The organism is Paractinoplanes durhamensis, from assembly GCF_016862175.1.
Classification (GTDB): Bacteria; Actinomycetota; Actinomycetes; order Mycobacteriales; family Micromonosporaceae; genus Actinoplanes; species Actinoplanes durhamensis.
Genome location: NZ_BOML01000088.1, coordinates 38,950 through 61,556, shown reverse-complemented (window position 1 = coordinate 61,556; position 22,607 = coordinate 38,950). Strand labels below are relative to the sequence as shown.

General features: G+C 70.2%; 18 protein-coding genes and 3 pseudogenes. 10 read left to right on the top strand and 11 right to left on the bottom strand.

All coding sequences use genetic code 11. The features are described 5' to 3' along the window. Nucleotides 1-119 precede the first annotated feature (119 nt). Complete coding sequence (locus Adu01nite_RS45230; protein ID WP_203735582.1) at nucleotides 120-317, bottom strand: hypothetical protein; 198 nt, start codon at nucleotides 315-317, stop codon at nucleotides 120-122. 77 nt (nucleotides 318-394) lie between these two features. Continuing rightward, nucleotides 395-628, bottom strand: a complete 234-nt coding sequence (locus Adu01nite_RS45225; RefSeq protein WP_203735581.1) for a TetR family transcriptional regulator C-terminal domain-containing protein — start codon at nucleotides 626-628, stop codon at nucleotides 395-397. 2 nt (nucleotides 629-630) lie between these two features. Between Adu01nite_RS45225 and Adu01nite_RS45220 the strand changes: the two genes are divergently transcribed. Together Adu01nite_RS45220 and Adu01nite_RS45215 are read left to right on the top strand one after the other, a co-directional pair. After that, on the top strand, nucleotides 631-840 hold the full coding sequence (locus Adu01nite_RS45220; protein WP_203735593.1) for an aldehyde dehydrogenase family protein: 210 nt from the start codon (nucleotides 631-633) through the stop codon (nucleotides 838-840). Nucleotides 841-852: 12 nt separating this feature from the next. Next, complete coding sequence (locus Adu01nite_RS45215; RefSeq protein WP_203735580.1) at nucleotides 853-3,558, top strand: arabinofuranosidase catalytic domain-containing protein; 2,706 nt, start codon at nucleotides 853-855, stop codon at nucleotides 3,556-3,558. A 55-nt stretch (nucleotides 3,559-3,613) separates the two neighbouring features. Here the strand turns inward: Adu01nite_RS45215 and Adu01nite_RS45210 are convergent, their stop codons facing one another. Continuing rightward, nucleotides 3,614-4,024, bottom strand: coding sequence for a hypothetical protein (locus Adu01nite_RS45210; protein WP_203735579.1), 411 nt, complete (start codon nucleotides 4,022-4,024; stop codon nucleotides 3,614-3,616). Between the two features lie 58 nt (nucleotides 4,025-4,082). Here Adu01nite_RS45210 and Adu01nite_RS45205 point away from each other — a divergent pair, with 58 nt between their 5' ends. Beyond that, nucleotides 4,083-4,487: a hypothetical protein gene (locus Adu01nite_RS45205; RefSeq protein WP_203735578.1), complete on the top strand. Its 405-nt coding sequence runs from the start codon at nucleotides 4,083-4,085 to the stop codon at nucleotides 4,485-4,487. Here the strand turns inward: Adu01nite_RS45205 and Adu01nite_RS45200 are convergent. The 3 genes and pseudogenes from Adu01nite_RS45200 to Adu01nite_RS49205 form a co-directional block, all read right to left on the bottom strand. Continuing rightward, nucleotides 4,484-5,146: a ThuA domain-containing protein gene (locus Adu01nite_RS45200; RefSeq protein WP_203735577.1), complete on the bottom strand. Its 663-nt coding sequence runs from the start codon at nucleotides 5,144-5,146 to the stop codon at nucleotides 4,484-4,486. The genes Adu01nite_RS45205 and Adu01nite_RS45200 overlap by 4 nt on opposite strands. A 14-nt stretch (nucleotides 5,147-5,160) precedes the next feature. Next, nucleotides 5,161-5,493 carry an NAD(P)-dependent oxidoreductase gene (locus Adu01nite_RS45195; RefSeq protein WP_203735592.1) on the bottom strand — a complete coding sequence of 111 codons (333 nt, stop codon included), beginning with the start codon at nucleotides 5,491-5,493 and terminating at the stop codon, nucleotides 5,161-5,163. Nucleotides 5,494-6,037: 544 nt separating this feature from the next. Further along, nucleotides 6,038-6,193, bottom strand: a pseudogene (locus Adu01nite_RS49205) (DapH/DapD/GlmU-related protein); the annotation flags it as partial. 151 nt (nucleotides 6,194-6,344) lie between these two features. Here Adu01nite_RS49205 and Adu01nite_RS45180 point away from each other — a divergent pair. Together Adu01nite_RS45180 and Adu01nite_RS45175 are read left to right on the top strand one after the other, a co-directional pair. Then, the gene (locus tag Adu01nite_RS45180) at nucleotides 6,345-6,563 is read left to right on the top strand and encodes a hypothetical protein (protein WP_203735576.1); all 219 of its coding nucleotides are present in this window, start codon (nucleotides 6,345-6,347) and stop codon (nucleotides 6,561-6,563) included. 105 nt (nucleotides 6,564-6,668) lie between these two features. Then, nucleotides 6,669-7,754 (top strand): LacI family DNA-binding transcriptional regulator, encoded by a 1,086-nt coding sequence (locus Adu01nite_RS45175; protein ID WP_203735575.1) that lies wholly within the window; start codon nucleotides 6,669-6,671, stop codon nucleotides 7,752-7,754. Nucleotides 7,755-7,888: 134 nt separating this feature from the next. Here Adu01nite_RS45175 and Adu01nite_RS45170 read toward each other — a convergent pair whose 3' ends face one another. Then, complete coding sequence (locus tag Adu01nite_RS45170) at nucleotides 7,889-8,818, bottom strand: NAD(P)-dependent alcohol dehydrogenase (RefSeq protein WP_203735574.1); 930 nt, start codon at nucleotides 8,816-8,818, stop codon at nucleotides 7,889-7,891. 66 nt (nucleotides 8,819-8,884) lie between these two features. On the opposite strand from Adu01nite_RS45170, the gene Adu01nite_RS45165 reads away from it, so the two are divergent. Continuing rightward, nucleotides 8,885-9,454, top strand: coding sequence for a TetR/AcrR family transcriptional regulator (locus tag Adu01nite_RS45165; protein WP_203735573.1), 570 nt, complete (start codon nucleotides 8,885-8,887; stop codon nucleotides 9,452-9,454). A gap of 278 nt (nucleotides 9,455-9,732) precedes the next feature. Here Adu01nite_RS45165 and Adu01nite_RS45160 read toward each other — a convergent pair whose 3' ends face one another. Further along, complete coding sequence (locus Adu01nite_RS45160) at nucleotides 9,733-11,208, bottom strand: amidohydrolase family protein (protein ID WP_239133198.1); 1,476 nt, start codon at nucleotides 11,206-11,208, stop codon at nucleotides 9,733-9,735. Then, a pseudogene (locus Adu01nite_RS49025) lies at nucleotides 11,209-11,343 on the bottom strand (twin-arginine translocation signal domain-containing protein); the annotation flags it as partial. 88 nt (nucleotides 11,344-11,431) lie between these two features. Between Adu01nite_RS49025 and Adu01nite_RS45155 the strand changes: the two are divergent. Next, entirely contained in the window at nucleotides 11,432-12,046 is a 615-nt protein-coding gene (locus Adu01nite_RS45155; RefSeq protein ID WP_203735571.1) for a TetR/AcrR family transcriptional regulator, read from the top strand. A gap of 344 nt (nucleotides 12,047-12,390) precedes the next feature. Further along, nucleotides 12,391-12,909 (top strand): annotated as a pseudogene (locus Adu01nite_RS49020) (DUF2264 domain-containing protein); the annotation flags it as partial. Nucleotides 12,910-12,945: 36 nt separating this feature from the next. Here the strand turns inward: Adu01nite_RS49020 and Adu01nite_RS45145 are convergent. After that, nucleotides 12,946-14,763, bottom strand: coding sequence for a phosphoenolpyruvate carboxykinase (GTP) (locus Adu01nite_RS45145; RefSeq protein ID WP_203735570.1), 1,818 nt, complete (start codon nucleotides 14,761-14,763; stop codon nucleotides 12,946-12,948). A gap of 272 nt (nucleotides 14,764-15,035) precedes the next feature. On the opposite strand from Adu01nite_RS45145, the gene Adu01nite_RS45140 reads away from it, so the two are divergent. Both Adu01nite_RS45140 and Adu01nite_RS45135 read left to right on the top strand, forming a co-directional pair. Continuing rightward, entirely contained in the window at nucleotides 15,036-16,298 is a 1,263-nt protein-coding gene (locus Adu01nite_RS45140; RefSeq protein WP_203735569.1) for an esterase/lipase family protein, read from the top strand. Further along, nucleotides 16,295-17,047 carry a 4'-phosphopantetheinyl transferase family protein gene (locus Adu01nite_RS45135; RefSeq protein ID WP_203735568.1) on the top strand — a complete coding sequence of 251 codons (753 nt, stop codon included), beginning with the start codon at nucleotides 16,295-16,297 and terminating at the stop codon, nucleotides 17,045-17,047. Before Adu01nite_RS45140 ends, Adu01nite_RS45135 begins: the two co-directional genes overlap by 4 nt. Here Adu01nite_RS45135 and Adu01nite_RS45130 read toward each other — a convergent pair. Beyond that, entirely contained in the window at nucleotides 17,036-22,597 is a 5,562-nt protein-coding gene (locus Adu01nite_RS45130) for an ATP-binding protein (protein ID WP_203735567.1), read from the bottom strand. The genes Adu01nite_RS45135 and Adu01nite_RS45130 overlap by 12 nt on opposite strands. Nucleotides 22,598-22,607 lie beyond the last annotated feature (10 nt).

Here is a 22,607-nt window from a genome sequence, read left to right as displayed (position 1 = left end):
GCGGACTGCGATCTTGATGTTGCGCACTTCGTTCGTCCCTCTATTCCAGGTCCAACCACTCTGCGTCAGGCTCACCATCGGCCGGTTAGGGGCGCGGTTTAACGGTCACTCGTAAGCCGTCAGCCACTTCGCCGGATGCTGGAGACGTAGACAGCACCGCGGCCGCTCGCTCGGACGTAGGTTGCCGTGGCGCCGGGCTCGCTGGTGCTGTCTGCGTGGCCGGCGAAGGCGCGGGCTACGGCGTAGCCGTAGGTGCGTTCGACCCAGGTCAGTGTGGTGTGTCTGATCCAGTGGGCGCTGATCTGCTGGATCGCCACCCACGGCAACTCCTTGCCGATCCGGGCGGTTACGAACCAGGTCGCGGAGGTGTTCTCGTCGGGCCGTCGCGTAGGTGTCAGGCGCGGACCTTCTCTCTGCGGCTCGGCAGCCCGGTGAGGGCCAGTCGACGCAGAACCTGATCGAGCAGTCGGCGGACCCGGGCAGGGTTCCACTGCGTGGGCCCCTCGGCGCTGGACAGGACGACGCCGTTGATGAACACACGCAGGAGCTCGACGGTGTCGTCGAGTTCGTCATCCGGAACGAGTTCGTGAAGGTGGCTGCGGAGCAGGTCGCGCATCTTGCGGTCCATGGCTGGGTTCGTACGTCTTCACCGACGATCCGGCACGGGCCGCACGCGTAGCCGACCGCCTCGATACCGGCATGGTCTTCATCAACGGAGTCGGTGCTGAGGGTGTCGAGTTGCCGTTCGGCGGCGTGAAACGCAGCGGGTTCGGCCGCGAACTCGGGCGCTTCGGGATCGACGAGTTCGTCAACAAGAAGCTCATCCGCACCATCCGTTGACGAGGTTCAGAGATGCCCAACATCCAGAATTGCCCGCCGTCGACCTACCGGGGGGAGGCCGGCGCCCCGATAACCAAGGTTCGGTTGTCTCGGATCTGCCGGTACCCGGTCAAGGGCCTCGGCGGAGAGGACCTTGACGCCGTGGTGCTCACCGAGAGCGGTGTGCCCTTCGACCGCGTGCTCGCTCTCGCCACGGGCCAGATTCCCATGCAACCGCGCGGCAACTGGACGACGTACGAGGCATTCTCCGCTCTTACCACCAACAACTCGTTCGGGCTCGGTCGTGCGCGCGTGCTCGCCCTTCCGGCTGACGCCGATTCGGCTCCCGCAGCACCGCGATCCCTGCTCGACCGCAACGGCGCAGGCACCATCACCGTTTCGTACAAGGGCAGCGATGTCGTGTCCATCCCGGTGCTCGGCGGCCTGCCGCAATTGACCACAGCGCCCACGGAGTGGATCAGCCATTTCGCCGGCGGCCGAGCGCTCTCGCTCGCCGCGCACTTCGGACACGCCTACTGCGGCGTATACGCAAGAGTCGTACGTCCGGCGCGCGTGAGCGTCGGGGACAGCGTCACCGTCGTCGCTGGGCTGCATCAGAAGTTGAACGGTCCCGACACAGATCTGGTGGTGCCCGCGACTCCGCGAGCCGCGACCATCGCGGGAAGCCTTCAATCCTCGAGTACGGCGCGTTCCGTGGTCATCGACGACCCGTTCGGCATGCTCCAGAGCGCCGCTGCCGGCCAGTATCTGCGCGTACACGGCGGGAACGCGGTGGACGGCTGGCGCAACTACACCATCTCACGCGTGGATGGGGAGACCGTGCGTGTCACCGTGCAGCCGGCCCCTGACGGGCGCTTCTCCCCGTGGCTGAGCTCGATGCCGGAAGTCGGCCGGATCCTCGTCTCCGGGCCGTACGGAACCGCTGTGCTCGCCAACGGCAAGGGACCGATCACGATCGTCACCGCCGGCATCGGTATCACCCCGGCGCTGCGGCTGCTGCAGCATCTTCGCGTGCACACACCCGGCCGCCCGGTCTCGTTCATCCATGTCACGCAGCGCGTGCAGGAGATCCCGCATACCGCAGAGATCCTTGAGGCAGCAGCGGGCCTGTGGGCACACTCGGCAACGCTGTTCATCACCGGTGAAGGAAAGACCGAGAGCCTGAGCGGCCGGGAACTCGGATTCAGTGCCGTCCATCGTGGTCGGCCAACACCCGTGGTGATCGGGCTGACGATGATGCCGTCCGAAGCGGCTACCACCCCGGTGGCGAACGGCGTCTACCAGCTGGCATCCGCCGCCAGCGGCAAGTGCGTCGATGTCACCGGTGCGTCCACCGCGAACAGTGCGCTGCTCATCCAGACTGCCTGCGCCGCCACCACCGCGCAGCAGTGGAAAGTGCAGGGCTCCGGCCCGTTCAACCTGGCCAACGGCAACAGCACCCGCTGCATCGACGTGCCCAGTTCGTCCACCGTTTCGGGCACTCAGTTGCAGCAGTATGGCTGCGGCGACGGCACCAAGTCCAATCAGCTCTGGACGTTCACCGCCTCCACAGCGGCGTCAGGCAAGTACCTGGTCAAGAGCGTCGCTACCGGGCTGTGTATCAGTGACAGGGACGGCTCGACGGCCGGTAACAACCCGATCGTCGAGGAGACATGCACCGACATCGCCCGGATGCAGTGGTCCTTCAACTACGTCGCCGGCCCGACGACTGCACCCACCACCAGCCCGACCAGCGGTACGCCCCGTCCGCCGTGCGACGCTTACGCCGCCGGCGGCACGCCCTGCGTGGCCGCGCACAGCACGACCCGGGCCCTGTACGCCGCTTACAGCGGCAACCTCTACCAGGTGAAACGGGCGTCGGACAGCACCACCAAGAACATCACGCCGCTGACCGCGGGCGGGGTGGCCAACGCCGCCCTGCAGGACGCGTTCTGCACCGGTACGACCTGCCTGATCAGCATCATCTACGACCAGTCGGGCCGCGGTAACCACCTCTACCAGGCGCCGCCGGGGCACTTTTCCGGGCCGGCCGCGGGCGGCTACGACAACCTGGCCGACGCGACCGCGGCACCGACCACGGTGGGCGGCCACAAGGCGTACGGCGTCTATGTCGTTCCCGGGGTGGGTTATCGCAACAACAGCACGAACGGCATCGCCACCGGCGACAACCCGGAGGGCATGTACGACGTCATCGACGGCACCCACTACAACGGCGGCTGCTGCTTCGACTACGGCAACGCCGAGACCAACGGCGAGGACAACGGCAACGGCACCATGGAGGCCATCTACTTCGGCAACACCACCAAGTGGGGCGCCGGCGCCGGCGACGGCCCGTGGGTCATGGTCGACATGGAGAACGGGGTGTACGGCGGGTCGAAGGCGCAGGACAACACCAACGACCCGACGCTGACCCACCGCTACCTGACCGCCGCGATCAAGGGCAAGCCGCACAACTTCGCCATCCGCGCCGGCAACGCCCAGACCGGCGGCGTGACCACCTACTACAACGGGGTCCGGCCGACCGAGTCGGTGCTCGACCCGACGGTCAGCGGCTACGACCCGATGCGCAAGGAGGGCGCCATCATCCTGGGCACCGGCGGCGACAACAGCATCAAGGGTGCCGGCACCTTCTACGAGGGTGCGATGACCAGTGGCTATCCCACCGACGCGGCCGAGAACGAGGTCCAGGCCAACATCGTGGCCGCCGGCTACCGCTGAGCGATCAGCCGCCCCGGCGTGTAGCCGGGGCGGCTGCAGTCCTCGTCGTCAGGCTTCAGTGGAGGCGGTAGCCGGCAACGGCGAAGTCCTCTGCTCCCGCCTGGTCCTGGTTCTCCACCGACCCGGCCGCCACGAGCCGGTCGTGCGGAAGCTTGGCCAGGCCTCGTACCCCCGCGTCATATCCGAAGTCGCCGGTGACAAGTGAGGTGCCGGGTGCGCTGGCGTCGCCCGCGACGATCACCCCGTCACCGATAGCGGCCACCGCGTTGCCGCGGTCGTACCAGCCGGCGAAGTCGGTGACGACCTCGCCTCGGTCACCGAAGAACGAGTCGAGGGCGACCTGGGCTCTGGTTCCGGCGGCCGCCGGGCCGCCGGTGAGTGTTACGGCTGCCAGCGCGGCGGCCGTGGCGGCACCGAGCGATCTCCGTACGGATTGGTAGGTCAACGTACGTGTCAGCTTGATCATGTACATCTCGCATACTCCTGTTCGCAATGATTCGGGTTCACCACGCGAAGCGCTCGCGGTGCAGTCGGGCGGGCGCGACGCCGGCTCGGCGGGTGGAGCGCAGGACGGCAGCGCGATCGTGACCAATGCCAACGGGGGCGCCAACGGCAGCAGCTTCAGCCTGCGGATCGGCACCACCGCGGCGTTCTCCGGCGGCGTACGGCAGCAGATCACCGTGCCGGCCGGCACCTACCAGCTCGCCGTGTCCACCAAGACCACCGGGACCGTATCCGCCGCCCAGGTGACCGTCACCGATGCCGGCGGCGCCGTCCGGACCCTGACCGTCCCGGCCGGGAGCGCCTGGACCGTTCGCCGTCCGGCGGCTTTCACGCTGGCGGCCGGCACCGCCACGGTCGCCGTCCAGGCGGCCGGCACCGATGGTTACCTCTACGTCGACGGCCTCTCCCTGGTCCGCGCGTCCTAGTGGTCGCGGCCTGCTCCGGGCATGTCAGCAGCCCAGAGCAGGCCGCGTTCGGTGATGGTGTCGACCTCGGGCAGCGCCAGGTCGGCCGGGGCGTGGCCGAGCGTCGAGACGAACACGCGACCCGCCCCGAAACGGCGCAGCCAGACCACCGGCATCACCACCCCGGCCGTTTCGGGCTCGCCGTGCTCGCCGCTGAACGTGGTGGTGGCCAGCACCTCGAGGGTGGGATCGGTGTGGCAGTAGTACTGCTCGGTGTGCACCCGGAAGCTTCCGATCCCGTGCACGACGGGATGATCGCCGGTGATGTCGACCCGATGGTCGATCAACCCGCCCGGATGGCAGAGGAATCGGCCGCCGACCATGTACTGGTAGCGGCGCGCCTCGTGGAAGGTGGCCACGACGCCGCCGTGCCAGCCGGCGAAGCCCGCTCCGGCCCGGACCCGGTCGACGACGTTCTCCTCCTGTTCGGCGGTGATCCGGCCGGCGGTCCAGCACTGCAGGATCAGGTCGGCCCGGGCGAGCGCAGTCCGGTCGTCGTAGACCTCCAGGGTCTCGGCGACCTCCACGGTGAAGCCTCGATCCCGCAGGCGGGGCAGGAACAGCTCGGTGCAGGCCACCGGCTCGTGCATGGCCCCACCTCGTACCACCAGAACTCGCATCGGTTATGCCTCTCTCAGGCGGTGTGTGCCAGGTCGTCGGGGTGGACCGGCCGGAGCAGCGGTTGCCCGGCGGCGAGCCGGGTGAGCTCGTCCAAGGCGCCGTCGGTCATCCGCAGGATCTCTGATCCGGACGATCCGGCCACGTGCGGAGTGATCATGACGTTCGGCAGGTCGTACAGCGCGGAATGCGCGGGCAGCGGCTCGGGATCGGTGACGTCCAGGATCGCGTGCAGCCTTCCGGCGGCGCACTCGCGCTCCAGGGCCGCGGTGTCGATCAGGCTGCCCCGGGCGGTGTTGATGACGCAGCTGTGGTCCGGCAGTGCGGCCAGCTGGGCGGCGCCGATCATGTGCCGGGTAGCGGGCAGCTCGGGCGCGTGGATCGACAGGACGTCCAGAAAGGGTCTCGGCCAGGCCGTCCGGCGGCGGCGAACCCTTGCGCAGGTTCCAGTGCAGGGCGATGCCGAGGCCGTCGACGATGTGGCCGCCGTGCCAGGCGCCGCCGTCCCACGGGAGCCCACGTAGCCCGGCCGCGAGCTCCTGCGGGGTGGGCAGGCGGATCGGCTCGGGGAACTCGCTGCCGAGCAGGTCGAGGGCGTAGCCGGCGCACAGGACGTGGTAGGAGTCCGTGCCGTCGAAGAGGTCGAGGGTGGGGACGTGGTGAAGTCGTTCGGCCTGCTCGTCGGCGGGCAGCTGGGACGGGGCCCGGCCGAGCAGGAGGTCGGCGATCTCGATGGCGTCGCACTGTGCGCGCACGGTGACCTCGCCGCCGGGCTGGTCGGTGAACTGCCGCGAGTCGGGATTCCAAGCGTTGGCCAGGATTGCGGTGGCCTGGTCCCGGGCGCGGTCGGCGAAGACGGTCAGGTCACTCATGGCCGGCCCCGGCTGCGGGACCCGCCAGCGCAGCACCCGGGCCGGGTTGCCGCCGACGACCGCGCCGGCCGGGACGTCCTTGGTGACCACCGCACCGGCGGCGAGCACCGCACGGTCGCCGACCGTGACGCCGTCGAGGATCACCACGTGCGAGCCGATCCAGACGTCGTTGCCGACGGTGATGCCGCGGTAGGACATCGGCTGCCGGAACACCTCGGTGTCCGGGTCGGTCCAGCCGTGGTTGAACCCCAGGATCGAGGTGTGCGCGCCGATCCGGACCGCGTCCCCGAGCCGGATCTTCCCCCGGACCACGGCGTACGCATTTATCGTGCAGTCCCGCCCCGGCCTGCAGCGTCCCGGTGAGGTAGGCGCCGGCCGCGACATAGCAGCGGTCGCCGAGAGTCAGCTCCTCGTTCTGCACCGACGCCAGGCCGGAGACGAAGCACCGGTCGCCGAATTGGTGGCCGCGCCCGGCCAGATCGCGCTGCACCGCCTGCTGGGCTGCCTCGATCTCCGGGGACGCATCACTCCAGAACAGCCAGGGTGAGTAGTCGATGTGGTCTGCCGTCATGTAGCGGAGTAGATCTCGCCGCGTACGATCGAAGCAATCAAAACGTTCAGACTCGAACACGAACGTTCGTGAGGAGCGCGCGTGCCGGCCGATGCGGAACGACTGACCTTCGCCCGGCAGCGGCAGGATCGACTGCTTCGCCTGCTGCGGTCGCAGGGTTCGATCGTGGTGCGTGAGGTGGCCGAGCAACTGGGTGTCTCGCAGCTGACGATCCGCCGCGACATCAACGCGCTCGCGGGCCGGGGCCTGCTGACCCGGGTGCACGGCGGGGCCACCCTGCCCGACGAGCCCGGGCCGGGGCGAGGCTCGCGCTTCACCATCGGCATGGTGGTTCCGCACATGGGCTACTACTGGCCGGAGGTCATCGCGGGTGCGCAGGAAGCCGCTGCGGCGGTGCGGGCCCGGCTCGTCCTGCGCGGCTCCTCCTACGACATCCATGACGACCGGCGGCAGATCGGCTCGCTCGCCGGCACGGCCGGGCTGGACGGCCTGATCGTGGCCCCGGACGTCGAATCCCCGGAGTGGCCGGTGCTGTTGCGCTGGCTGGACTCGCTCCCCGTGCCGGTGGTGCTGGCCGAGCGCCGCCCGCAGGCGCCGGCGCACACCCACGGGCTGGAGTCGGTGGCCTCGGACCATGCGGCCGGCGCGGCCATGGCGGTCCGGCACCTCCACGAGCACGGGCACCGCCGGATCGGCCTGCTGACGCACAAATCCGGCCCGGCGCCCCGGCACCTGCTCCGCGGGTGGCGGGCCGAGTTGCGGGAGCTCGGCCTCGATCCGGACGCCCAGCTGTCCGGATACACCGACGGGTTCACCGAGGCGGGCCGCGAGGTCCTGCTGGACGCGCTGCTCGACGACTGCCGCCGCACCGGGACGACGGCGCTGATACTGCATTCGGATCCGAGCGCGGTCGCTCTGGTGCAGCACTGCGCCGACGTCGGGCTGGCGGTGCCTGGCCGGCTCGCGGTGGTGGCCTACGACGACGAGGTGGCGGCGTTGTGCCAGCCGCCGGTGACCGCGGTCCGGCCGCCCAAACGGCACGTCGGCCGCAGTGCGGGGGAGCTGATCGTCGCCCGGCTCGCCGAGGGGCAGCGCCGCCCGCCCCATCACCTCTCGATCAGCCCGGTGCTGAACGTCCGCGCGTCCAGTGTCCCCTCAGCCGGGTAACCGGTCGCCGACCAGCGCCAGGCACTCGCTCGCGGCCTACGAAACGCTGCTCGAGAGGTGTCGCCTACTCATCGAGCAAGCTCGAAGAGGGCCTGCGCCAGGCCCGCTGACCTCCTCTGGCGCCGGTTTCGGTGTCAGGGGACGAGTACGAGTTTGCCACGGTGGCCGGGTTCGGTAAGGGCGCGGTGAGCGTCGGCGATGCGGTGCAGCGGGAAGATCGTGTCCACCGTCGGCCAGACCGAGCCGGTGGCCACGTGCCCGGCCAGGTCGTCGAGGAGCCGGGTGTCCGGGTAGCTGCTGAACGTGCGGACGCGCTGCTCGCCGAAGACGGTCGAGGCGGCGATGGCCGTCATCGCTTTCGCTGAGCCGAAGTTGATGGTGACCATGCGCCCGCCGCGCTTGAGGCGCCGTCGGTAGGCGAGCAGGTCAGTTCCGGTCGTGTCCACGATGACGTCCGAGGGCTCAAGATCAACCGAGGTCACCGTCCGATAGTCGATGACCTCGTGCGCACCCAGGGACCTCACGAAGTCGAGGTCCTTGGCGCCGGCCAAGGCGGCCACGTGAGCGCCGAGGGCGGCAGCGAGCTGGACGGCGACCATCCCGACGGTGCCGGCGGCGCCGCGAATCAGGACCCGTTCGCCGGGGCGGACCCGGGTCACGTCGCGCAGGGCGGTCAGCGCTGTCGTGCCCGAAGTCACCAGTGCAGCCGCGTCGGTCCATGTCAGTGCGGCCGGCATGCGGGCCACCCGGTCGGCCGGTACCACGACGTACTCTGCGGCGGAGCCGGTGACGTGACCTGATTTCGGGGAGACCATGCCCCAGACGGGTGTACCCGTGGACAGGTCTGTCCCGGCGAAGTCGAGGCCGACGCCGAGCGGGAATCTGCGGCCGGTCACGATCTTCAGGGTGCCGCTGCGGACCACCGCGTCGTGGTGGTTGACCGCGGCTGCCTCCACCTTCACCAGCACCTCGCCGGAACCCGCCGACGGCCGGGGCACCGTCGTCAGTTCCAGCACTTCAGGTCCGCCGTAGCGCTGGAATTGTGCCGCCGCCATCTGCTGCATGGAGAACCTCCGGTTTTTGTTCGATGTGAACGTCACTAACATAGCAGCAATGTTAGAGTCGTCAACATGGCGGAGCGCAAGACTTATCACCACGGGACGCTGCGGCAGGCGCTGGTCGACGGGGCCAAAGAGATCCTCGCCGAGAGAGGGCACGACCAGTTCAGCCTCAATGAGGTCGCCCGGCGTGCCGGGGTCAGCACCGCCGCCCCCTACCGCCATTTCCGCAACCGAGACGAACTACTGAGCGCGGTAGCCGAGGAGGGCTACGTGACGCTTGCCGAAAAGCTCGAGAACGCCAGCGGCCTCGCTCGCCTGGGCGGCGCCTACGTCCGGTTTGCGCACGACAATCCGGGGCTGTTCGTCACCATGTTCCGTAGCCGGCCTGAAGGGGCGGAGTCCGCCGCGGGCCGGGCCGCCTTTGAGATGCTGCTACGGGCGACCGCCGCCGCCCAGGACAGTGGGGAGATCGCCACCCACGCCACACCGGAGATCACCGCCCGTTCCCTCTGGGTCACGCTGCACGGCTTGGCCGTGCTGCACCTACAGCAACCGCACGACCGGTACGGCCTGGGCGAAGAACCGGAACAACTCGCCACGACCACCCTGTCAGCGCTGCTGGGCCTCAAGAGTGATTGACGCGGCGCCTGCCCAGGCCGGCGTGAGGCGTCCTGGACCTGGCGCGCGGCTGGCACCGGACCCGCCGAGGATGAGTTGGGTGACCGTGCGATCGACTTGTTCGACGTGCAAAGGGCGCCTGTCGCACGCGTTGCTGGGCGTAAGGGCGTCGTGCTACACCGACCTGGAGCCGGGCACGGGCCTCGTCGCGGCCGAGAACTGTTCCGAGCTCGGCGGACGTGATGACAAAACCAGCCGAGATCTGCTCGCGGGTCGACAGTAGGCGGGGCCGCGGGGGATCAGTCCTGTGCCGTCATGAGCTGCGCGATGCGTGCTTCGAGGTCGGCGGACGTGTGGGCGTGTCCGTCGCGCATGACGAGGGAGATGGAGCTCAGGCCCTCGATCGAGGCCAGTGGGTCGGCGTCGAGAAGGAGCAGGTCGGCGTCCATCCCCACCGCGATCCGGCCCATCCGGTCGGTGCGGCCGAGGTAGGTCGCCGGCTGGCTGGTCGTAGCCCGCAGAATCTGTAGCGGGGTGAGACCTGCGCGTCCCAGTTCGCGGAACTCGATCGCGAAGCTGTTGCCGACCCCGCGACCATTGCCGTCGGTTCCCGTCATGATCGGCGCTCCTTCCTTCGCCCAGAGACCCACGGTCTGGAGAGTGCGTTCGTAGTACTCGTGGAAGATGTCGAGGTCGGCCGACGGGGTGGAGCGGAACGATGCGACGGCGGCCAGGTGTTCCTCCTGTTCCTTGGCGGGGAGCTGCTTGAGCCAGGGGTCGTCACGGAACTCCGCATCGTCGAGGACGTACTTGCTCCTGATGTTGGCCATGGTCGGGATGTTCCAGGTCCGCCTGTCGACGAAGGATCCGGCGAGCTCGGTCGCGCGGTCCTCGGAGTAGGTCGCGAAGGCCTGTTCCAGGAGAGCGAGCTGTGCGGCATTGGTGGTTTTGGTGGCCGGGCCGAGGAAGTTCTTCTTCAGGAAGGTGTCGAAGGCCCAGCCGGCGAAGGGAATGCTGGCAGCCCAGGTGGGGAACGGCAGGGTGGACGGGGTCTGTGCCCAGAGTTCGTCGGCCTTCGTGGAGAGTGTGAGGAAGACGCTCGAACCGGTCCCGAGATGCTCGATGGAGTCGAATCCCTTCTCGGCCGCAGCGTCGATGTGCACCGGTGGAGGCAGATGACCCGCGATGCGCAGGCCCTTCTCGTGCGCCGCGTCGATGGCGGCGGAGAAGACGTCCTGGTCGGTCAGGATCATCTTGATGAAGTCGGCACCCTGATCCCATTGGCGGGCGATCTCGGTTCGGGCGTCGTCGGCGCTGTTCGCATTGAACGGCAGGAGCAGTGCGCCCGGCATCTGCAGGAGCCGCGGGGCTGTCTCGTTCAGCCCGAGCCGGTTCTCGGCACGGTTGGTCAGAAGCTCCTCGGAACCCTCCATCTGGCGAATCCCGGTGATGCCCTGGGCCAGCATCAGCGCGAAGCCGAGCTCCTTGTCGGGTGACTGGAGCACGTGGGTGTGCATGTCGTTGTAGCCCGGGACGGCGAAGCGCCCCGCGCCGTCGATGACACGCAGGGACGACTGGACCGGCGCCGACGCGGTCGGCATGACCTCGGCGATGCGCCCGTTGCGCACGACGATCGACTGACCGGCACGGCGGCTGCCGTCGATCGGGTCGATGACGGTCACGTGGTCGATCCGCACGCCGTCCGCCGCGGTGACGGTGGTTCGTGGCGGCACCACCGGCGCTGTCGCGCTCCTGATCGTTTCGTCGGCGGCCACCCCGAGCCCCACAGCGGCGGTACCCAATCCCGCGCGCTTCAGAAAGGTCCGCCGGGTGCTGCGCCGCGCCGTCCTCGCCTCCGAAGAACCACGTTCCACCTGCTCATCGACGGGGTCGTCCGTACTCTCAGGCATGTCTTCGTCCTCCGCTCGATCAGGTAATTGATCGTACCACCACTATTGATAGCTCCATCAAAACTGCGGAGTGCGGTAGATTCGAGAGGTGTCAGCCCTCAGTTCGCCGCGTCCCGCCCGGCAGAACCGCCGCAAGGAACGGACCCGCGCGGCCCTTGTCGCAGCAGCACAGCACCTCCTGTCGGAGGGTGCGGATGCGCACGCCAGCATCCAGGCGATCACCGAACTCGCCGATGTCGGATTCGGCTCGTTCTACAACTACTTCTCCTCCAAGGAGGAACTCTTCGAAGCGGCGGCGACCGCGGCCGTCGACGACTATCTGCGCTGGCTCGCCGAGCGCCTACCCGATGGCGTCGATCCTGTTACCCGCCTGATCGAAAGCGTGCGCCACACCGGACGGCTGGCTCTCGAGCAACCGCGGATCGCCGCGATCCTTACCCGCCGCCTCGCACTGCTCGACGACGGCGATGATCCGCGCGGGCAGAGGATCCGGGCGGATGTGCGCGCCGCGATGGCCGTGGGCGGCGCGGTGCCGGAAACGCTCGAGTTCGACATCCTCGTCACCGCCACCCTCGGTGCGATCATGGCCGTTCTCCGGCGAACGATGTCGCTCTCGCCCGCAGAGACCGCCGAAGCCGCCGATGTGCTCGCCCACGCCGTCCTGCGGCTGCTGAGCCTGCCTTCGGCAGGGGCGGTCCGTTGAGCACATCGATGGCTCTTCGAAGTTGAGCGGGGTGGGGTGTTGACGGCGACCCAGGTGTAGAGGCCCTTGAGGAACGTCGGAACGAAAAGTCACGCTAAGGACGATCTTGACAAGAATCGAGCGGGCGTCGAAGCTGACGCTCGCTCGCGGGGTTGGTGCTTGTGCACGGCTCGTTCGCCGGATCGAGGCCGGGCCGCACCCGGGGATCACGCTGCCCGGCTACTGCGATCGGAGGCTGCCGATCGGGGCGCTGCTGGCGATGACCAGGCCATGACGCCAGCCGCCGGGAGCGGATCAGAACCAGTGAGAAGAGATTAGCTCCACTGAGAACCTGCAGTGGGGGCATGACGGTTCCGATCGGAGAGCGGTGGACGAGATGGACTCCGCGATGCGTCGACCGGCTCGCGTCCGCCGAGCGGGACCGCGTGGTCGCCTGGCTGTCCGGCGTGGTCGGCAAGCGCACCCCGGACAGCACCTGGGTGCTGTTCCGGGTGATCACCGGCCAGTTCCTCGCCTCGGTGGGCGGACCGCACGACCCTGGCGAGATCGAGGCCGGCCTGGAGCGCATCGAGGCCTGGCACACCGGCGACGGCTGGTACACCGACGGTCCCGGGCAGAATTTCGACTACTACAGCGGCTGGGCGCTGCACCTGTACTCGATCCTCTGGGCGCGGATGGCCGGCGACGCCGTACGGACGGCTCGTTACGCCGGGCGGCCGGCCGCCTTTCTCGAGAGTTACCAGCACTTCTTCGCCGCCGACGGCCGGCCGGTGTTCCAGGGCCGGTCGCTGACCTACCGGTTCGCCACGGTGGCGCCGCTCTGGCTCGGCGCGCTGGCCGGCGACGACACCGTGCCGCCGGGGCGGGTCCGCCGTCGTCGGCACGATGCGCCTGGGCCGTCAAAGTCGGGCCGGGACCGGCAATGCGGCCTCCAGGCGGGCGCGCAGGTCGGCGAGGTGCGCGTTCAGCTGGGCGGGCAACCGTTCGAAGCGGGCGAAGTGCTCGGCTATCGAGTCCGCCTCCGCCAGCCACTGGACGGTATCCACGTCGAGCAGTTCGGCGACGTCCTCGTCGGACAGTTGCAGGCCGTCCAGATCCAGCGCACCCGCGGCCGGAAGGTAGCCGATCGGCGTCGGCACCGCGGCGGTGCGACCGTCGGTGCGGCCGAACACCCAGGCCAAGACCCGGCTGTTGTCCCCGAACCCGGGCCACAGCCAGCGCCCGTCGGCGGCCTTGCGGAACCAGTTGACGTGGAACACCTTCGGCGGCTTCGCGCCGGGGGAGTCGGCCATGCTCAGCCAGTGGGCCCAGTAATCGGCCATGTCATAGCCGCAGAACGGCAGCATGGCGAACGGATCGCGGCGCAGCTGCCCGACCGCCCCGACAGCGGCGGCGGTCGTCTCGGACGAAACCGTGGCGCCCAGAAACACGCCGTGCGTCCAGTCCCGGGCCTCGATGACCAGCGGCACCACGCCGGCCCGCCGCCCACCGAGAAGGATTGCGTCGATCCGCACACCCGCCGGGTCCTCCCAGTTGTCCGCGATCGACGGACACTGCGCGGCCGGCGCGGTGAACCTGGCGTTCGGATGCGACGACGGCGTCTTCGACGAGGGCGTCCAGTCGTGCCCCAGCCAGTCGATCGCGTGTGCCGGCGGCTCCGGGGTCAGGCCCTCCCACCAGACGTCACCCTCATCGGTCAGCGCCACATTGGTGAAGATGCAGTTGGCGTACAACGTGCCGATCGCGTTGGGGTTGGTCTGCGGACCGGTGCCCGGGGCCACCCCGAAGAAGCCGTTCTCCGGGTTGATGGCGCGCAGTTCACCGTCGGCGTTGAATCGCATCCAGGCGATATCGTCGCCCAGCGTCTGAAGCGTCCATCCGGGCATCGTCGGTACCAGCATCGCCAGGTTCGTCTTGCCGCACGCCGACGGGAACGCCGCGGCGATGTGCCGCACCTCGCCCGCCGGGTTGGTCAGTTTCGCGATGAGCATGTGCTCGGCCAGCCAGCCCTCGTCCCGCGCCATCACCGAGGCGATACGCAGCGCGAAGCACTTCTTGCCCAGCAGCGCGTTGCCGCCGTAGCCGGAGCCGTACGAAATGATCTCCCTGGTCTCCGGGAAATGGGCGATGTACTTCGTCTCGCTGCACGGCCACGGCACATCGGGTTGGCCGGGCGTCAGCGGCGCGCCGACGCTGTGCAGTGCCTTGACGAAATTGCCGGCCGGACCGATCAGGTCGAGGGCCTGCTTGCCCATCCGCGTCATGATGCGCATCGACACGACGACGTACGGCGAGTCGGTGATCTGCACGCCCAACTGCGAGATGGGCGATCCGAGCGGTCCCATCGAGAACGGCACCACATACATCGTCCGGCCGCGCATCGCTCCGGCGAGGCAGGTGTTCAGGGTCTGCCGCATCTGGTCCGGGTCGGCCCAGTTGTTCGTCGGACCCGCGTCACCGGCGTCTGCCGAGCAGATGAACGTGCGGTCTTCGACGCGGGCCACGTCCGACGGATGCGAGCGGGCCAGGAAGCTGTTCGGCCGTAGCGACGGGTTCAGCCGGATCAGCGTCCCCGCGGCGACCAGGGCGCCGGTCAAACGCGTCCATTCGGCCTCGGTGCCGTCGCACCAGATCACGTCGTCCGGTTCGGTAAGAGCGGCGACCTCCGCCACCCAGGACAGAAGCCCGGCGTGCTGGGTGGGATGTTGGTTTTCCATGATTCCATGTCCTCCGTCTTGTCGCGGAGGTGACCACAAATCGTGGGTCATCCTTGGCCGAGTCCATCAGCCCGCCGGACACCACGGCAGGGCCAGAAGACCCGACCGGCTTCGTTCCCCGCACCGGGGACGAGGTCTCCGGCGCGGCGCGTGAAGGCCGACCGCGAGCGGTGACACCGCGTGATCCTCGATGACGGTAGCCGACCAGCACTTGCTCACCGGGCCGGTACGCCGCACGCTGACGGGGAACCTCTATCGGGAGAGGACCGGGGATGGGCGTCGATGAGTTCCGGGCAGCCGGGCGGGTGGTTGGTGACGCGCTGGCGGGGGTCGTGGCCGTGGTGCGGGACACCCACCGGGCGATCGCCGACCGGGCGTTCACGGCGCTGGGACCGGCGGCGAATCCGATCCGCGCCGTGCACGGCGTCATCGCGGGCGGGGTGTACGCGACCGTGCTGACCGCCCACGCCGTACTGCCGCGGGTGGCCGGCATCGCCGTCGGCCACGGGTGGCGCCCCGAGCAGGCTCCGCTGTCCGGTCACCGGGCCGGCCGGATGACCCTCGCCGTGGTCAACGGTCTGTGGGGGGACACGCTCATCGGGCGGCATCCGGAGCTGGCGACACCGATGACGGTCCGGGCACACGACGCCGACGTCCCGCTCACCGCCGCAGCGCTGCGGGCCGCGTTCCCCGCGGCGAGCCCGCGAATCGCGCTGTTCGTGCACGGCCTCTGCGAGACCGAGGAATACTGGTCCCTCGCCGCCCACCGGCACGGGACGGGGCCCACGACGCTCGGCTCGCGGCTGCGGCGTGATCTCGCCTGTACCCCCGTCTACCTGCGGTTCAACTCCGGTCTGCACGTCTCCGACAACGGACTGCGACTGTCCGCGCTGATCGAGGAGCTGGTCCGGCACTGGCCGGTCACCGTGCGGGAGATCACCCTGATCGGCCACTCGATGGGCGGCCTGGTCATCCGCAGCGCCTCCGAGCAGGGCGCGACCGCCGGGCACCGGTGGGTGCCTCTGGTGACCCATGTGGTGTACCTGGGCACGCCCCATCGGGGAGCGCCGCTCGCTCGCGGCGTGCACGTCGCGGCGTGGCTGCTGGCCCGGTACCCGGAGAGCCGGCCGGTCGCCGGGCTGCTCGCCCGGCGCAGCGCCGGGGTCCAGGACCTCGGCTACGGCGCGCTGGTCGAACCGGACTGGCGCGATGCCGACCCCGACGCATTGCCGAGTGACCGCTGCACCGACTTGCCGTTCCTGCCGCAAGCGGAGCATCACTTCATCGGCGCCACCCTCGCCCAGCGGCACGACGGTCCGCTCGGCGCGGTCCTCGGCGACCTGTTCGTCCCGTACCGCAGCGCCGCCGGCATCGGCGCCGGGACCCGGCGGAGCCTGCCGTTCGACCCCGGTAACGGCCGCCATCTCGGCGGCCTGCACCACTTCGACCTGCTCAACCACCCGGCGGTGCACGACCAGGTGTGCGCGTGGCTCGCCGGTCCACCACCGGCGGTGGCCGCTGGGGACCGGCGATGACGGACCCGTTCGCGGCACCCCGCTGGCTGGTCCGGGGTGAAGCGTCGCTGCCCGCCGATACGCGATGGCTGTCCCCGGCCGAGGGTGCCCGCGCCGCCGCACTGCGCTATCCGAAGCGGCGCAACGAATACCTGCTGCGCCGGCTGACCGTCAAGCACGCGGTGGCAGCGGTCACCGGCCGGCCGGCCGACCCGGCCGCGCTGGCCGGTACGGAAGTTCTCAACGCACCGGATGGCGCGCCGTACGTCCTGCTCGACGGTGTTCGACCGCGGTTCGACGTGTCGGTCACCGACCGGGCCGGGTGGGCCGTCTGTGTCGTCGGCCGGCAGGTCGGCTGCGATCTGGAGCTGGTGGAGCCGCGCAGCCCGGCCTTCGTGCGCGACTTCCTGACCCCGGCCGAGCAGGGCCTCGTCGCCGCGCGAACGGACGGCGACGACCGTGACGCCGCCGCCAACCTGATCTGGTCGGCGAAGGAGAGCGCCCTGAAGCTGCTCCGGACCGGACTGCGGAGAGACACCCTCGGCGTGGAGGTGGCCCTCGGCGCGGCCGGCCGGGACGGTTGGGGTGCGCTGTCCGTGCGCAGCGCCGAGGGCCCGCCGATGACGGGCTGGTGGCGCCGGGACGGCGCGTTCGTGCTCACCGTCGTCACCGCGGCGCCGGGTCCGCAGCCGGTGGCCCTCGACCGACCGGACATCCTGACCACCGCGGCGCCGCGGCACTCCTGGCTGGCTCGGCCCTCACCGCGGTGAGCTCGGCCGCCACCGGGGAGGACGGGACATCCCCCGCTCCAGCGCGGCGATGAGGTCCGGTCGCAGCTGGTCGGCACTGATGATGCGGTCCACCGAGCCCACCGCCATCGCCCGCTGCACCGTGTGGATCCGGTCGAACTCGTCGGCTACCTCGCGCAGCTTCGCCGACCGTGCCGTTGCGGTGATCTCGGCCAGCCGGGCACGCAGGGGACCGGCGTCCTGATCCGTGGCGGCGCGCAGCCTCTCGGCCGCCTCGCGGACCCGGGGATCGCTTTTCGTGCGCGCTGTGACGTCTCGTGCGAACACCGTGGCCGCCGCCGGCGCGCCACCGATCACCGACGCGAACGAACCCTCGACGGCGACCATCTCCAGACGCTCGTTGAGCGCCTTGGAGAACACCACGAACGCCCCACCGTGATAACGGGAAACCACCACGAACACGATCGGGCCGCGGAAGTTGGTAATCGCCCGGCCGATCTCCGCGCCGTTCTCCAGCTGCCACTGCCGCATCGACTCCGGCGAGCCGTCGAAGCCCGACAGGTTGGCGAGCACCACCAGTGGCCGGTTGCCGCTGGCGGCGTTCACGGCCCGGGCCACCTTGCGAGACGCCTGCGGGAACAGGGTGCCGGACGTCCACGCCGATGGGCCGCCGGCCGGCACGAAACCGCGCCGGGTCAACGTGTGTGCCTCCAGTCCGAGCAGACAGACCGGGATGCCACCGATCCGGGCGTCCCAGACGATCGCGATCTCCGCGTCGCGCCAGTACGCCCAGCGTTCCAGCGGCACGGCGTCGGTGTCGGTGACGGCCCGCATCACCGAGCGCATGTCGAACGGCTTCTTGCGGTCGCCGTTGAGTTCGGCGGAGAACACGTCGCCGACCGACGTCAGCTCCGCTCCGGCCACTGCGGCGTGCGGCGAGGTCCGCACGTCGCGGTCGACCGGGTCGGTGGTCGAATGCCGGCGCGGGTACGCCTCGCCGGGCACGACGTACGTGTGCTCGTAGTGGCGCAGCAGGACGTCGCAGGCGTCGCCGAGGGTGGCGGCCCAGTACTGCGCCTGGCCGTTCGGTCCCATGATGCGGTCGAAGCCACCGATGCCGAAGTTGTCCTCGGCCGAGACACCGCCGGAGGCGTCCAGCGCCTGCTTGCCGGTCAGCACCATGGTGCTCGCCGGGGTCATCACCAGAATTCCGCGGGTGTGCATGAGCATCGTCGCCTCGGCGTTCCAGTACGGCTGAGCACCCACGTTGATGCCGGTGACGATGATGTTCACCTCCCCGCCGGCCTGTGTGAACTCGATCAGCCGGCGCAGGACCACGGCGATCCAGTCCATGTTCTCCGTGCCGCTGTCCATCGCGATCCGAGCGCCGGACGACAGGGCGAACCACTCGACCGGTACGCGTAGTCGCTCGGCCAGATCGAGCGCGGCGATCACTCGCCGGCATTCCGGCTCGGCGAGGTTGCCCAGGCCGCGGGTCGGGTCACCGAACAGCGCTACCCGCGCCATTCCCTCGGGCACCGTCACCGTGTCGTTGGTCAGCACTCCCACCACGATGTTCGCCGTGTTCAGGCCGTACGGCCGGGAGACCTCGGTCAGGTCGCCCCGCTCGTCAAGGTCGTATTCGGTGAACCGGCCGACCGGGAACCGGGAGACGGCGCCGGGCGGCGGGGAGAGCAGCCGCACGATCTCGTACGGATAGGGCGCACCGAACCGCCGGGCCCGCAGGAGTTTCTGCCGGTACGGCGTCAGCGGCCGGACGGGTTCCTGACCCGGCGGCCGTTCGCGCACCGTGACCCCGGTTTCCCAGCCCTCCACGTGCAGGACGGTGTCCCGGCCGTCGGGCCGCCGCACCCGCAGCACCACTTTCTCCAGCCCGGCGCCGGCGGCCAGCGGTGCCAGCGAGGCGGCCAGCTCGGTCCACACGTCCGGCGTCAGGTCCCACGGCGGCCGGACGTAGAGCACGATCCGGTTCGCGGCCGGCGCGTCCGCCGCCGGGAAACCGGTGAGCGCCTCCCGGATGCCGGACAACGCCCGCAGTCCCATCAGTTCGAGGCCCGGGTACCGCAGGGCGCCACCCGCGTTCTGGGTGGGCCGCAGGTCGCGGACCTCGGCGAGGGCGAAGAGCCGGTGGTCGCCCGGGTTGTCGTGGGCGACCCCGTGGAACAGGTAGACGTCCTCGGCGGACCGGAGCCGCTCGAGCCGGAAGTTCGCCAGCCGCCACAGGTCGAGCCGCTTGGCGAGCATCGGATGCAGGTTGCGGTACAGCCGGTCCTCGACGAACTCGCCGTCGTGCTGGCGGTAGGTGACGTGATGAGTCCGGAACCGCTCCGGGGCCGAGCCATCGACCGTGGTCACGGTCACGTCGAGGCGCCGCAGCCGGCGGCCGAAGTCGCACTCCGGCAGTATTTTGCCGAGCTCCATCAGGACGCCTTCGGCGTCGATCGGCTCCCCGTGCCGCCAGGTGGCCAGATCCACCACCACGTCGCGACCGGCGCCGTCGGTGCGCAGGTGGGCGGCCACGGCGCGGGCCGTTCGGGGCAGGTCGGCCAGCCGCGCGTACGCCGTCACCAGGTGGATCTTGTCTTCGGTCAGGTCGTAGTCCGCGCCGCACAGCAACTGGCCGTCCACTTCGGTGATCAGCGGCGCGGGCAGCGTACGAATGCGGTAGAAGCGGCGGGTGTAGACCTCCAGCAGGATCCGGTGCGCGGCCGGATCGGTGGTGCCGCGCCAGCGGCGCAGCAGCAGACCGCGCAGCGGCTGCGGGCAGCCGACCAGCCGGTCGATCAGGTCGATCAGGTCGGCCCGCTCGGGCGGCGGGCCGGCGCTCAGAGCGTCGAGAGCACTGTCCGCCCAGGCGTACTCCTCGGCCACCGCGGAGTCCAGCAGCGGTTCGTCGAGATAGCGGAATCTGATGTCCCGGGCCAGGTCGGCGATGACGGGATGATGTCCCTGGGCCGCGGCGGCGAGCCGGTCGAAGCGCTCGCGCGTATCGGCGTCCGCCAGGCGGGCGAGGTCACCGTGGTGCCGCAGCCGCCGTTCCAGAATGTTGATGACCACCGGCGCCAGCTCACCCACCCGGCGCAGCGAGCGGAACATCCACAGGACTGCCTCCTGGAGTTCCGGAGTGCGGTCGAGGCCGGCCACGCCGTACCGCAGCAGCGCCCGCTCCAACCGGCGACGGTACTCGTCGGGCAGCCCGGCCCGGTCGACGTCCAGCCACTGCAGATAGGACAGCAGATGCTCCTGGGCGCTGCCGTCGGTGGCGGCGTCGTCCGCCTCGACCGGGCCACGCGGCCGATACAGCGCGCTGACGTCGGCGTACAGGTCGAGCAGGCTGTTCTCACAGGTGAGCAGGCCAGGGTCGGCGGCCTGGGCGATTTCGCCGAGGCGGCGCTGCCGGGTGGTCATGGCCCGGACCGAGGCCGGGTCGAGGTCGTAACCGAGCAGATAACCGCGCAGGGCCGCGTACACCCGCTCACACGGCGGGGCGCCCGGCGGTGGGGCGGCAACGAGCCCGGTGAACTCCAGCCGCGCACCCGCGGCATCGGTCCGCGTGCCACCCGGCCGGATCCGCATCACCGGCGCTCCGGCATCCACCTGCACGTTCTCGGCGGTCTCGACCGACACCACCGTCCCCGCGACGGGGGCGGTGAGCGTCGACTCCATCTTCATGCTCTCCAGCATCGCGAGCGGCTGCCCCACGGTGACCGGGTCACCGGGTGCGACCAGGACCGACACCACGAACGCCGGGCCGGCACTGCGCACCACGCCGCCGTCGTCGCGCGAGATCACATGGGAACATCCGTCGACGTTCACCCGGATGGTGGCGCCCTCCGCGATGGCGGCGACGCGGTAGGACCGGTCGCCGACCCGTACCCGGCTCTGGTAGCCGTCCCGCCGTTCCACGACCAGGTCGGCGACACCGGCGCCGGTGATTCGGTAGCTGCGCCGGCCGGTGCGGTACACCCACAGGTCATAGGGCTGACCGCGATAGCGCAGCCGGCATCGCTGCCCCACCGGGCCGGTCGACTCGGCGCGACCGCGCCGCGCCCGCGCGTGGAACGCGGCCTGGTCCGCCGCCTGGTCGAGTTCGTACGACGTCAGGGCAGCCATCAGCAGCGCCACCGGATCGGCGGCGGGCAGGTGCGCTCCCTCGGCGGTCAACCGGTCCAGCCAGCGGTTGTCGTAGCGTCCGGCCCGCACCTCCGCGCGGCCGAGCACGCCGAGCAGGAAGGATCGGTTGGTGGTGCCGCCCTCGATGATCGCCGTGGTGTCGTCCAGGGCACGCCGCAGCCGGGACAGCGCCTCGGTGCGGTCCTTCCCCCAGGCCACGATCTTCGCGATCATCGAGTCGAAGTCGGGTGGGATCTGGTCGCCCTCGCGGAAACCGCAGTCCACCCGGATGCCGGTGCCGATCGGCAGGACGAGCCGGGCGAGCCGGCCGGGTGCGGGAACGAAGCCGTCCTCCGGGTCCTCCGCGCACAGCGTGGCCTCGACGGCGTGTCCGCGCACCGGCGGTCGCCCACCGGCGAGCCGGCCGCCGCAGGCCTCCTGCAGCTGAAGCTTCACCAGGTCCAGGCCGGTGGTGACCTCGGTGACCGGGTGCTCCGCCGGCAGCCGGGGGTTCACCTCCAGGAACAGCCATCGTCCGGTGTCCGGTTCGACGAGGAACTCGACCGTGCCGGCGCTGCGATAGCCGGCGGCGGTGACCAGTCGGACCGCCGCGTCGCGGATCGCGTTCTCGGCCGCGGCGTCCAGCACCGTCGAGGCGGACTCCTCGATCACTTTCCGGTGCCCGCGTTGCAGCGTGCAGTCGCGCACCCCGACCGCCCAGACCTGCCCGTACCCGTCGGCGATCACCTGGACCTCGACCTGCCGGGCGTTCGGCACCAGCTTTTCCAGGAAGACCGTCGGGTCGCCGAAGGCCGACCGCGCCTCCGCCCGTGCCGACGCGAACGCCTCGGCGAGTTCCGCCGATGTGTGCGCGAGCCGGATCCCGCGCCCCCCACCGCCGGCTGCCGCCTTGACCACCACCGGGTAGCCGATGCGGCCGGCCTGTACGACGGCCTCGTCGAGGTCGCCGACCGGCCCGTCGCTCCACGGCGCCACCGGCAGGCCCGCCTGCTGCGCCAGCCGCTTCGCGGACACCTTGTCGCCCAGCAATCGGATGGTGGTGCTGTCCGGACCGACGAACACGATCCCGGCCTCCGCGCAGCGCTGCGCGAAACCGGCCCGCTCGGCGAGGAGGCCCCAGCCCACCCAGACCGCGTCCACACGGGCGCGGACCAGCGCGTCGAGCATTGCCTCCTCGTCGAGGTACCGGGACCGGCGGTCACCGGAAACCGGGTCGAGGGTGGTTGCCGAACCCAGCGACACCGCCTCGTCGGCCGCCCAGACGAACCACGCGTCGGCGTCCGGCTCGGTGTACAGAACGACCGTGCTGATCCGCGGCTGATCGCCCACCTGGTTCAGGTCGCGCACGGCGGTCAGGGCGCGGATCGCCGGCTCACCGCGGGTCGCGATCGCCAGCCGCCGAATGGTCTGCAGCATGCTGCCCGTC